The following is a 12,531-nucleotide window of genomic DNA, read 5'->3' on the forward strand; positions in this document are numbered from 1 at the left end:
TATAAAGTCATTTTTATAATTTTTAATTTTGTCAAATATTAAGTATTGTCATTTTTCATAATCTTATCAGCTTACTGAACTATTCTATCACTAATCATAGTAGTTTTCTACTAAATTAAGCGACTTTTTAACTCTCTAATATAGCTTTTACTTCTTCTTTCGATGATAAATTTAATAATTCTAAAAATCTCTCTTCATCTATAACTTTAATTCCTAAATCATTTGCTTTAGTGAGTTTAGAACCAGCTTCCTCTCCTGCTAAAACAAATGTTGTCGATTTACTTACACTAGATGTGGCTTTCCCACCTCTTTTTTCTATCATATCTTTTGCATCATTTCTTTTTAATGTAGGAAGTGTCCCAGTCAAGACTATTTTCATTCCTTCAAATATTTTTTCTACTTTTTCGCCTGTATTATCCAATGATTTTGTATTTACTCCTACCTTTTTTAACTTGTTTATAACGTTCATATTTTTATCTTCCTTAAAAAACTCGACAACGCTGTTTGCCATTATACTTCCGAATTCTTCTAATTCTTCTAGTTGCTCACTAGTTGCAGAAATCACTTCATCTAAATCCTTAAAGTTATATGCAAGTATCTTAGCTGCTTTGACTCCTATAAATTTAATACCCAATCCATTTATAAGTCTCCATAAATCATTTTCTTTTGATTTTTCAATTGAATTTATTAAATTATCAGCAGACTTTTCACCCATTCTCTCTAAGTCGACTACATCTTCCTTTTTTATATAATATAAATCAGATACATCTTGAATTATTTTTTCATTTAATAACAACGTAATTATAGATTCTCCTAAACCATCTATATTCATTGCATCCCTTGATACAAAGTGTATAATTCCTCTTCTTATTTGGGCTGGACAAGACATGTTTATACATTTTACAGCAGCTTCTCCTTCCAGTCTTATTGTTGGCTCTAAACAGACAGGACACTTTTCTGGCATTTTAAAATCTATTTCATCTCCAGTACGTTCTTCTTTTATAACTTCTAAAACTTGAGGTATTATATCCCCTGCTTTTTGAACTAATACCATATCATTTATTTTTATATCTTTTTCTCTTATATAGTCTTCATTATGAAGTGTAGCTCTACTTACAGTAGTACCTGCAAGTCTAACTGGTTCAAGTATTGCTGAAGGCGTTATTGTACCAGTTCTCCCAACTTCTACTATTATATCTACTATTTTAGTTTTTTTCTTTTCTGCTGGAAACTTATACGCAATTGCCCATCTAGGACTTTTTGCTGTATATCCCATTTCGTCCCTTTGTTTTATACTATTTACTTTTATTACCATACCATCTATCTCATATTCTAAATTGCCTCTGTTCTCTGTCCAATATTCAATGTGTTCAATAACTTCATCTATATTTTTACAAACTTTATAACTCTGACTTACTGAAAATCCTAATTTTTCTAAATACTCTAGTGATTCACTGTGACTTTCTAAATCGTAATCTTCTATATTTTCCATATTAAATACAAATATGTCCAACGGTCTCTTTGCAGTTAATTTGGGGTCTAATTGTCTCAATGAACCTGCTGCAAGATTCCTTGGATTAGCAAATAATGGCTGTTCTTGTTCTTCTTGTTGCTCATTTACTTTTCTAAAATTATCCTTTGATATATACACTTCCCCTCTAACTATTAATTCTTTTTTATCATTTATTTTAAGAGGTATGCTTTTTACAGTCATTAGGTTTTGAGAAATATCTTCTCCTACAATTCCATCTCCTCTAGTTGCTCCTTTTTCAAACTCTCCATTATTATAAGTTAGACCTACAGAAAGACCATCTATTTTAAATTCAACAACATATTCAACATTATCTCCTACATATTCTTGAACTCTCTTATCAAAGTCTCTTAAGTCTTGCTCTGAGAAAGCATTTGACAAACTCAACATAGGAGTTTTATGTACAATTTGATTGAATTTATCTAATGGCTTACCTCCTACCCTATTTGTTGGAGAATCAACTCTCTTTAGTTCTGGATTTTCTTCTTCTAAAGAAATTAACTCCTGCATTAACTTATCATATTCATAGTCTGATATTTCTGGGCTATCTTGATTATAATACCTTTCATTATGGTAGTTTATTTTTTCTATAAGTTTATTAATTTCATCTTTTACGCTCACTTTTTGCACCTCTTCATATTTTTTAAATTAAATTATTTTGAAATTTCCTTATAATTAATTATTTCCTATTTATATATTTTTTAGTATATCACTTTTTTGACTTTAAATTTACTACAAAAAAACTCTTATTAGTATCTCTAATACGACTAATAAGAGTTTTTTATTTTTATTAAAACTTTTTTATATTTAATAGCCTCTTGATATGTCTACAACATTATCTACAGGTTTATTCTCCATTATATAATGTTTCAAATTATTATAAACCATATTAAATGTTCTCTCTTTATTTTTATCAGACACCCAAGAATTATGAGGAGTTATTATGACATTTTCGCACTCCCATAACTTATTATCTTTGCCTAAAGGTTCACTTTCAAATACATCTAATGCTACACCTCTAAATTTATCTATATATTCTTCTAAGTCTTTCTGATTAATTGTATTTCCTCTACCTACATTGATAAATACAGAACCCTCTTTCATAAGTTTAAACATATCTTTGTTTACTATTCCATCTGTACTTTTTGTAGAAGGCATTGCTACAACAACTATATCACATTCTTCAAATACAACACTCATCTCATCAGTAGCAAAACATTTATCAAAGTATTTTTTACTGCTCCCATCAGTATTGACACCCCATATTTCTAGACCAAAAGCCTTTAATCTCTTTGCTGCTTCTAAAGATATAGTACCTGTTCCAAGAAATCCAGCTCTTTGTCCATACAATTCTGATACAGAAAAATCCATCTTCCATTCTTTATTTTGTTGTTGTTTAAAAAACTTTGCACTATTTTTATAGATTTCCAAAATATATAGAACAATAGATTCACCAATAGGTACACTATACCCTCCTCTATTATTTGCTATCTTAATATTTCTCTTTAATACTTCTTCTTTTGGAAGTTGGTCTATACCTACACTAGTTGTTTGTATATATTTTAAATTTTTCATCTTAGAAATATCTAATCTACTAAAAGGATTATATGTAACTAGTACATCTGCGGTATTTACATCTTCATTATTTTCAATACTATCTTCAGAATAATGTATAACCTCATATCCTAATTCTCTTATTTTCTCAAACTTATCTTTTCCATAATTTATTGTAAATAAAACTTTCATCTTAATCTCCTTCATCCACTCACATTAAAAATTTTATATTCTATAGTATAATATGATACTTGGTGTACATTAGTTAAACTTACTAGAAGATGTCTCAAATTTACTTATGTTCAATTGTTTTTCCTAAAGCCATAGCATTACGTTCTTGAACTAAATTTTCTATTAAATTATTTAATGTCCAATCAATAGATGTCTCAGTTACCATAGCTGTAAAAGGTCTATTTACTCTCACTTTTTTTAGTCCTTCTAAAAATGCATTTACCTGTGTACTTGGAGTGTTATTAAATATTACAGATTTACTCTTAATCCCGTTTTCACATTCATTTGATATACTTCCATCTAGAATGTCTCTTATTATGGTCTCTCCATTTTTATCACTTAAGATGATATGGTCTCTTATTCCAGCAAAGTTGCTGACATTTTTAATTAATGATAATTCTTTTTTATTAAAATTTACAAGCATAATACACTTCCTATTGTGTATTTTATCTAGGTTATTATTATTTATTTTTTCAAATGACATTTTATCCATCCTTTCATTTATCTATATATTTTAATTTACCCTATACATTTAAAATAATCAATTTTTATAGTTAATTTTATACTAATACCCAATATTATATTTAAATAGTTAGGCTATCCAAAACTAATATATAAAATTAGAATAATTAGATTAATATCTACAAATCATAACCTAAAGGAGAGATACCATGAATACATTACTAAACAATAAATTTAGCATTAAAAACTTTTCAAATGTTTGGGTTATAGTACTTGGTTGTATGTTGATACAAGCTGTTCCATTTAGTATTGTAGCAAGTATACAGCCTCAGTTTATAAGTTATGTTGTAGAAGGAGAAGGCTTTAGTTTAGCATCTTTTTCCCTAATATTTACAATTGGTACTATCGCTTCAGCAATTGCATCACCTTTTATAGGTGTATTATTTTCTAAAGTCAATATTAAGATACTATATTTATTAGGTTGTATAATTTCTAGTATTGCTTTTGCTACTTTTTCTATATGTACTGAACTATGGCAATTTTACACTGTATCATGTATTGTGCAAATTGGTGCTACAATCATATCTGCCATAGGAATACCAGTTTTAATAAGTGCTTGGTTTGATGAAGAAAGCAAAGGAAAAGCTCTAGGCTTTGCTTTTGCTGGTGGTTCTATTGGTAGTATATTTCTTCAACCACTTGCAGTTCGCCTGTTAGCAACTCAAGGATACAGTCGTTCTTATCTAATCTTTGGAATTGTAGCATTAATAGTTGGTATACCTGTAATATTATTCATACTTAGGATGCCTAAAGATACTAATGAAAAAGTAAAATCTAAAGGTAAAAAAGAGAAATCATCTGGCAATATTTCTCCTTCAGTATGGGGTTATACATTAAAAGAAGCTAAAAAAATTAAATATTTTTGGATTATGACAATTGGATTTGTATTTGTTGGTATATATGTTTCATCATTATCTGTACAATATCCAACTTATCTTAGAAATTATTTAAATCCTATTTTAATAGGGACAATAGGCTCAACTTTTGCTTTATTTGCTCTCATTGGTAATTTATTTGGAGGATTATTGTTTGACAAATTTGGTCAAATAAAACCACTTATTATATCTTTTATATTGGTGCTTATAGCAACTTTATCGCTACTATTTGTAGATAAATCTTCTGCTTTTGCATTTGTGTTTGCTATATTGAAAGGACTTTCTGTATTTGCTTATATGATTGGACCTGCTTATTTAACTGGCACTTTCTTTGGGCAAAAGGAGTTTGGTAGCATATATGGAATCGTACAATTAATTTTTGCAGTAGGATTTGCATTAGGTTCAACATTATTTGGATTACTAGTTGATAATTTTGGATATAGATTTTCTTGGTCTATTATAATTTTATCAGTTATAATTGCCTATACTTTACTTATTGTAACTTCTATAGGAATGAAAAAATTGAATAAAGAAAGATTAGATAAACTAATGCAATAATTGATTTTTAGATATATAAATATTATAATAAAAAAGATGGAGCTTTTAATCATAAATAAAACTCCATCTTTTTTATATTATAGTATAGCTAGTTTTCTCTTATTTTTAACTTTACTATCTATATCCTCATCCTTAACTATAGTAAATGCCTTAGTTGGACAGACATTTACACATGCAGGTCCTTCTGGCGATTCTATACAAAAATCACACTTATTTGCTGTCATTCTTTCTCTAAAACAAAGCTTTCCTTCATCTACATCTTTTAATGTAACTATGTCTATTGCACCTATAGGACATGCTAACATACAAGTCTTACATCCTATACAATTTTCTTCATTTATTTTTATTGTATTCCCAACCCTAACTATACCACCATTTGGACATGCCTTTACACAAGGAGCATCTTCACAATGTCTACACTGTATTGGAGCACTGACTTCCTTTGTCTTTATGACAGAAAGTTTTGGGTTAAAATTTATTTCATCTGGATTTTTGTAAAAAATATCTTCATCTGAATGTGCAACTACACATCCTATCATACAAGTTCTACATCCTATGCATTTATCAGGGTCTGCTATAACAAAATAGTTCATCACTTAGCCACTTCCTTTCCTATACAATACGTAGTGTGTAATAAATGATGAGATTTTTCTCCTAATGGCTCTACTAAATATTCATCATACAATTTTTTAATTTCAGGGTTCTCATGAGATTTTCTAACTGCTAAATGTTCATCATGCACATATGTTGCCTTTGTTCTATTTTCATAGGCCAATTCCTTATATTCTTCTAGTAAAATTTTTGGCTGACCACCACCACTTACACACCCAACAGGACAAGTCATAACTTCAATAAAATCTACATCTAACTTTCCTTTTTCCAAATCTTCAAGTACTGGTATTACATTTTTTAGTCCACTTACTACTCCAACTCTTAGGTTCAAATCTCCTATTTTAATAGTTGACTTTCTAAAACCATGTTCTCCTCTTACTTGTTTTACCTCTACATTAGGAATACTTTCTCCAGTTATAAGCTCATAACCTGTTCTTATAGCAGCTTCCATAACTCCACCAGTAACACCAAAGATAGTTCCAGCTCCACTATAACTACCTAAAGGGGAATCAAATTTTTCTTCTCTTAAGTTTTTAAAATCAATTCCCATATCTTTTATTAGATAAGCTAATTCTCTAGTAGTTAGCACTACATCTACATCTCTATATCCACTAGAATCCATTTCTTCTCTATCACATTCATATTTTTTACATGTACATGGCATTATAGAAACACTAAATATCTTTGAAGCATCTACACTATTTATTTCTGCACCATAAGTTTTAAATATTGCACCACCCATTTGTTGGGGTGATTTACAAGAAGAGAGATGATTAGTTAATTTAGGATAATTTTTTTCCATAAACTTTACCCATGCTGGACAACAAGATGTAAACATTGGAAGAGTTCCACCTTCTGTTACTCTCTTAATTAACTCACTGCCTTCTTCCATGATAGTCAAATCTGCCGCAAAATTAGTATCATAGACTCTATCAAAATTTAAAGCTCTAAGTGCTGCTGCCATTTTACCAGCACCTAGGTATCCTAAATAATATCCAAAATCTTCTCCTAAGGCAACTCTAACTGCTGGTGCACATTGAACCATAGTAAATACGTTTGGGTCACTTAAAGCTTTTTTCACCCTATCTACATCACATACATTGTATGCTGCAAATATAGGCTCATTTATAGACTCTGGTATCTCTCTTTCTTGTTTTTTTTCTTGTAAAAACTCAAATCCTTCATCTATAACTGACGCATAAGATTTACAAGTTTGAACACATTGACCACACATAACACATCTATCTAAATTTATTTCTTGTGGCTTTCCCTCTTCACCTTCAATAGCATTTACTGGACAGACTTTTGAACATTCTCTACATCCAGTACATAAATCTTTATCTATATTTATTATCATAAACGTCACCTACCCCTGTATCCTTTATTTATTTGTTAACAATAAGCTAAGTGCAGCTTGTCTATTCTTAGCTTTTTTGTCATCTATTGGAGTAACAAGTTTTAATGCTTCATGAGGACATGCACTTATACAAGCTATTTTTTCATTATCTTTACATAAGTCACATTTATAAGCTATCTTTTTATTTTCGTCTAAAATTACTTGTTCCACTTCTTTACCATCTTCATATTGTGGAAGTAAGTCTATAGCTCCAAAAGGACATGCTAGAAGACAAGTTTTACATCCTATACACTTTTCTTCATTTACAGACATAATATTATTTTCTTTGATTATAGCTTTTTGTGGACATGAGTTTAAGCAAGGAGCATCTTCACAATGTCTACATTGTATTGGCATACAGAAAGTGTCACCTTTTACTAAATAAAGTCTAGGTATAACAGGTATATCAACTGTTCCAACTGTATAACCTACATTGTTATGTTGATTATGCATTGTAAAACAAGCTACTTCACAAGCTCTACATCCCGTACATTTGTTTGGGTCTGCTATTACAAAAGAGCCTATTTTATTTTTCATATTATCCCACCTTTCAATTTGTATATTTGTAACTCTCTAGTTACTTTCATTATATATATTTATATATTTTAATATTTTCTCAATACTTATGCTTCGCTTACATTTTTTACACAAATTGTATGTATTATTATACACCTTATCAGTATCATTAATTAATACTCCACAGATTTCACACTTTGAATATTTTTGCTCCTCTTTTTTAGTAGACATATACTCATTCTCACTTTTTAATAACTCTCTGTGGATTTGCATAAATATTCATCCGTCTTCCTCTTACAAATCCAATAAGGGTTATATTTAATTTTTTAGAAAGCTCTATTGATAAATTAGTTGGTGCTGATTTTGATACTACTATAGGAATTTGAGTCATAGCTGCTTTTAATATCATCTCCAATGATATTCTTCCACTTACGGCTATAATTTTGTCTTTCAATGTTATCTCATTTAAAACACAAAATCCAATAGCCTTATCCATTGCATTATGTCTTGCTACATCTTCACAAGTCACTATATTTTTATCAAAATTAAATACGGAGACACTATGTACCCCACCTGTATTTTTAAATAATTCGGATGAATTTAAATTTCTATCCATTATACTGTAAATCGTATCATAATTTATTTTTATATTACTCTCTACAGGAGTACATTTTATATAGTCTAGTGAATTTAAAAATATAATTTGCTCATCTTTATTTTTTTGTTTCTCTTGAATAGTTACTTTCGCAAAACGTTCACTCTCATTTATCTCAATATTTAATAAGCTTTTTTTGTTTTCTATATATCCTTTTGTCTTCAAAAAACCTACTATAAGTTCGTTCAAATTATATGGTGTACATAGAAATGTGTTTACATATTTATCATTTAAAATAAAACTAAGTGGGTATTCTGCTATTATTTCTTCATTCTCTGTTGATACTTCATGTTCATTTATTTTACTTACTTCTACATTAAAAGAATTTAAATATTTGTAATCTACTAGACTATAACTGTTTTCAAAAACTTTATCCTTACTATTTTCTTGTAATTTAGTTTTTGAGTATATATTGTTCATAAAATATTAGCCTTTCTGCTTTTTATAAATTCTTAATCTAATAAGCCACTAAATATTTGTAGCTGTCATTTTATCTTTCAGACTTTGATACTCTTCTCTTACACATTTCTCTGCTAATTCTTGGTCTTCAAGTTTTTCAAGTTTAACAGCACAATATTTATACTCTGGCGTTTTAGATATAGGATCCAAGTTTGCTATTGTAAGTTCATTACAGGCTCCAACCCACCACTGATAAGTCATATATGTTGCACCTTCATTAACTCTATCAGTAACTGTTGCTCTTGTTATTACACTTCCTCTTCTTGAACTAATTCTAACTAATTCGTCATCTTCAATTCCTAATTTTTCAGCATCGTTAGAATTTATTTGAACACGCCCTGGCTCATCTTCTAATGAACTAAGCGTTCTACAATTACCAGTCATTGTTCTTACTGAATAGTGTCCAACCTCTCTTACAGTACATAAGCTAAATGGATATTCATCATCTTCAACTTCCATAGGAGGTCTCCATTCAGCAGCGAACAAATTACCTTTACCATTAGGAGTAGAAAACTTTTGACCTTCATATAGATACATAGTTCCTTTATCTTCCATACTTTCGCTCTTACAAGGCCATTGAACACATCCTTGAGCTTCTATCTTCTCATAAGTAGCACCTAAGAAATTTGGACATAATTGTCTAAGTTCATCCCATATTTCCTTAGTATTTTTATAATTCATAGGGTAACCCATTGCTGTAGAAATTTCGCTTATAATTTGCCAGTCTGGTTTTATATCTCCTTGTGGCTCTATAGCCTTTCTCATCAACTGGAATCCTCTATCTGCACATGTATATACTCCCTCATGCTCTCCCCAAGAAGTAGCTGGAAGTATAACATCAGCGTGAAGTGCTGTCTTATTCATAAATATATCTTGAACAATGACAAACTCCAATTCATCTAAAGCTTCTCTAACTTCTGATGCATCTGGGTCACTTTGCACTGGGTCTTCTCCAAATATATAATAAGCTTTAAGCTTTTTCTCTTTTAGTACTAAGTTTGGAACTTGAGTTAAACTATAACCATTATTAGGAGATAGTTTTACCCCCCAAGCTTTTTCAAACTTTTCTCTTACCTTATCATCAGTTACATTTTGATAACCAGGATATACATTAGGAAGAGCTCCCATATCACAAGCTCCTTGAACATTATTTTGTCCACGTACAGGACCTATTCCAACACTTTCTCTACCAAAATTACCTGTAAGTAGAGCAATTGATGCAAGCCCCTTAACTACATCAACAGCTTGACTAAATTGACAGACACCCATTCCGTAAAGTATCATAGCTTTTTTACCTTTTGCATATTCCCTCATAGCTTTTCTTATAAGCTCTTCTGGAATTCCTGTAATCTTTTCAGCATATTTAGCTGTATATGGTTTAACAATTTCTTTATACTCATCAAATCCTTGTGTATGATTTTGAACAAATTCTTTATTGTAAAGACCTTCTTCTATTAAGACATTTCCAAAAGCATTTACTAAAACCATGTTTGTTCCACCTTTTATAGGTAGATGTATATCAGCAATTCTTGCAGATTCAGTTACTCTAGGGTCAGTAACAATTAATTTAGCACCATTTTTTTTAGCTTTCACTATTCTATTTGCCACTATTGGATGTGAATCTGCTCCATTATATCCAAATATAAATAAAACATCTGCATTTTCTATCTCTGGTATAGAATTAGACATTGCACCACTACCTAATGAGTAAGCCAGACCGGCTACAGATGGCGCATGTCAGACACGAGCACAATGGTCAACATTATTAGTTCCTATTGTAGCTCTCATAAATTTTTGCATTATATAGTTTGCTTCATTACCAGGTCCTCTTGCAGAACCTGTTCCCATAATAGAATCAGGACCATATTTTTCTTTAATTTCATTTAACCTTGAAGCTGTGTAACTTATAGCCTCATCCCATTCAACCTCTTCTAGTACACCTTCTTTTCTTATCATTGGCTTTTTTAGCCTAGGTGTTAAAATTTTAGGGTCATTTAGAAAATCCCATCCATAACGACCTTTTAAACACAAACTTTCTTCATTTGTTCTACCATTAGCTGCTTCAGCTCTTAATATCTTATTATCTTTTACGACTAGATATAATTGACATCCAGCTCCACAGTATGGACAAACTGTTAAAATTTTTTTCTCCATACATTTCCCCCCTTAAATTTATCCCCTGATAAGTAAAATTTATCTTAAAGATAATGAGTGTTTTTATAATATGCAAAATCATAAATATTTTGCAATACTATCTATTAAATTCAACAAATTTCTCACAAGTCCTTTTAAGTTTCAAAAAAAATATGTCATAATAATCTTTATATTTCAACCATTTAATTAAAATATTCTAGTTCTTATGACATATTTTTTAATATACTTAATATATGTTTCTTTAAACTTATTTAGTTTTCACTTAAAACAATATTTCTGCCAATTCTATTTTTCATTCTATAATGAGTAATTACAGTAAATATTCCACTTCCAATTAGAATCAAATAGTACATAAATCCACCATATAAAAATACTGCATATCCCATCAAAGGTTGAGGGAATACTGATTTGAATATAGTGAAAAACGCCAATTCATTGGCTCCTACATTTCCAGGTGTTGGTATTGGAGATATTGCCATATATAAAAATGCTTGTAATGTTAATATATATATATAACTATAACCTTGTAGATTAAATGCTTTATATATCCAAAATGAAACACTAAAATAAGCAGTTAATTGAATAAAAGTCACTATTATGGTTGATATTAGTACTTTTTTATTCTTAGCAAAAAAACTTATTGCTTTACTATAATCATCTATAAAAGTTTCTATAGATTCAACCTTATTATCTAAAAATTTTAAAAATTTAAATTTTGATAAATACTTTATAGAAATTTTCGTAAAATATTTTATTTTTTGAGGATTTAAAATAACTAATATTATCATAATTAAGACAAACGAATTGATAGCTATCCCTAAAAACACCAAAGGCATAATCACTTTCATCTGTTTTTCTAACATGGCAAAATTCATTAACACAAGTATTGTGCAATAAAAAGTAACTACTATTTGAAAAATAATAGACTTATTAGTAACAACTGCACTTGCTTTACTAAGTGGCATTTTACATTTTTTAAGTACATATATCTGTACTGGTTGGCTTCCTGAAGCAAAAGGAGTTATTAAATTATAATAAAATCCCATAATGGCTAGCTTAAAACCAATAAATCTAATATTAACTTTGTGAGTGCTTTCTATAATTATCTTCATTACTACTCCTTCAAGCATTATATGACACATTATTGCTAAAGCACCTATGAATAAAAACTTCTTATCTACCATAACTATAACATTTGATAGCATTTTAATATCCAATGTTTTAAATACTAGGTAAATTGTTATACCTATTAACAAAACTAAAAATGTATACTGCAGTAAACTCTTTCTAATATTCTTTAGTTTATCCATCAGAGATAACCTTCCTTTGCTCAAGATTTATACTAAATACTATATTATTAGTATACACTACGAATCTTAATATTTTATAACAAAATACCTTACAATTTTGTCATTTACAAAAAATATTAATTTATAAATTAAATTTTAATATATAGATTAATATTTTA

General features: G+C 29.3%; 10 protein-coding genes. 1 reads left to right on the forward strand and 9 read right to left on the reverse strand.

Translation table 11 applies throughout. The features are described from left to right. Nucleotides 1-127 precede the first annotated feature (127 nt). From ligA to JJC02_16285, 3 genes are all read right to left on the reverse strand, one after another. The gene (gene ligA, locus JJC02_16275) at nt 128-2,152 is read right to left on the reverse strand and encodes an NAD-dependent DNA ligase LigA (protein ID UDN54406.1); all 2,025 of its coding nucleotides are present in this window, start codon (nt 2,150-2,152) and stop codon (nt 128-130) included. Between the two features lie 186 nt (nt 2,153-2,338). Further along, nucleotides 2,339-3,277 carry a phosphoglycerate dehydrogenase gene (locus JJC02_16280; protein ID UDN54407.1) on the reverse strand — a complete coding sequence of 313 codons (939 nt, stop codon included), beginning with the start codon at nt 3,275-3,277 and terminating at the stop codon, nt 2,339-2,341. 100 nt (nt 3,278-3,377) lie between these two features. After that, the gene (locus JJC02_16285) at nt 3,378-3,800 is read right to left on the reverse strand and encodes a DUF3783 domain-containing protein (GenBank protein UDN54408.1); all 423 of its coding nucleotides are present in this window, start codon (nt 3,798-3,800) and stop codon (nt 3,378-3,380) included. Between the two features lie 187 nt (nt 3,801-3,987). Here JJC02_16285 and JJC02_16290 point away from each other — a divergent pair, with 187 nt between their 5' ends. Beyond that, nucleotides 3,988-5,271: a conjugated bile salt MFS transporter gene (locus JJC02_16290; protein ID UDN54409.1), complete on the forward strand. Its 1,284-nt coding sequence runs from the start codon at nt 3,988-3,990 to the stop codon at nt 5,269-5,271. Nucleotides 5,272-5,348: 77 nt separating this feature from the next. Here JJC02_16290 and JJC02_16295 read toward each other — a convergent pair whose 3' ends face one another. From JJC02_16295 to JJC02_16320, 6 genes are all read right to left on the reverse strand, one after another. Next, nucleotides 5,349-5,864 (reverse strand): 4Fe-4S dicluster domain-containing protein, encoded by a 516-nt coding sequence (locus JJC02_16295; protein ID UDN56445.1) that lies wholly within the window; start codon nt 5,862-5,864, stop codon nt 5,349-5,351. Beyond that, nucleotides 5,864-7,240, reverse strand: a complete 1,377-nt coding sequence (locus JJC02_16300) for an iron hydrogenase small subunit (GenBank protein UDN54410.1) — start codon at nt 7,238-7,240, stop codon at nt 5,864-5,866. The genes JJC02_16295 and JJC02_16300 overlap by 1 nt, the downstream gene beginning before the upstream one ends. A gap of 24 nt (nt 7,241-7,264) precedes the next feature. Next, entirely contained in the window at nt 7,265-7,816 is a 552-nt protein-coding gene (locus tag JJC02_16305; protein ID UDN54411.1) for a 4Fe-4S dicluster domain-containing protein, read from the reverse strand. Nucleotides 7,817-8,036: 220 nt separating this feature from the next. Continuing rightward, a complete protein-coding gene (fdhD, locus tag JJC02_16310) occupies nt 8,037-8,870 on the reverse strand; it encodes a formate dehydrogenase accessory sulfurtransferase FdhD (GenBank protein UDN54412.1) in 834 nt (277 codons plus the stop codon). Nucleotides 8,871-8,918: 48 nt separating this feature from the next. Beyond that, nucleotides 8,919-11,063: a formate dehydrogenase subunit alpha gene (gene fdhF / locus JJC02_16315; GenBank protein UDN54413.1), complete on the reverse strand. Its 2,145-nt coding sequence runs from the start codon at nt 11,061-11,063 to the stop codon at nt 8,919-8,921. Between the two features lie 251 nt (nt 11,064-11,314). After that, nucleotides 11,315-12,373 carry a flippase-like domain-containing protein gene (locus tag JJC02_16320; protein UDN54414.1) on the reverse strand — a complete coding sequence of 353 codons (1,059 nt, stop codon included), beginning with the start codon at nt 12,371-12,373 and terminating at the stop codon, nt 11,315-11,317. Between the last annotated feature and the right edge of the window lie 158 nt (nt 12,374-12,531).

Origin of the sequence: Clostridioides sp. ES-S-0054-01, assembly GCA_021561035.1 — a bacterium.
Lineage (GTDB): Bacteria > Bacillota > Clostridia > Peptostreptococcales > Peptostreptococcaceae > Clostridioides.

What these genes read in the sequence shown, in the direction of transcription:
- JJC02_16305 (UDN54411.1), bottom strand. Translation starts at nt 7,816, where the DNA reads ATGAAAAATAAAATAGGCTCTTTTGTAATAGCAGACCCAAACAAATGT.
- fdhD (UDN54412.1), bottom strand. Translation starts at nt 8,870, where the DNA reads ATGAACAATATATACTCAAAAACTAAATTACAAGAAAATAGTAAGGAT.
- JJC02_16295 (UDN56445.1), bottom strand. Translation starts at nt 5,864, where the DNA reads ATGAACTATTTTGTTATAGCAGACCCTGATAAATGCATAGGATGTAGA.
- JJC02_16285 (UDN54408.1), bottom strand. Translation starts at nt 3,800, where the DNA reads ATGTCATTTGAAAAAATAAATAATAATAACCTAGATAAAATACACAAT.
- JJC02_16290 (UDN54409.1), top strand. Translation starts at nt 3,988, where the DNA reads ATGAATACATTACTAAACAATAAATTTAGCATTAAAAACTTTTCAAAT.
- JJC02_16300 (UDN54410.1), bottom strand. Translation starts at nt 7,240, where the DNA reads ATGATAATAAATATAGATAAAGATTTATGTACTGGATGTAGAGAATGT.
- JJC02_16280 (UDN54407.1), bottom strand. Translation starts at nt 3,277, where the DNA reads ATGAAAGTTTTATTTACAATAAATTATGGAAAAGATAAGTTTGAGAAA.
- JJC02_16320 (UDN54414.1), bottom strand. Translation starts at nt 12,373, where the DNA reads ATGGATAAACTAAAGAATATTAGAAAGAGTTTACTGCAGTATACATTT.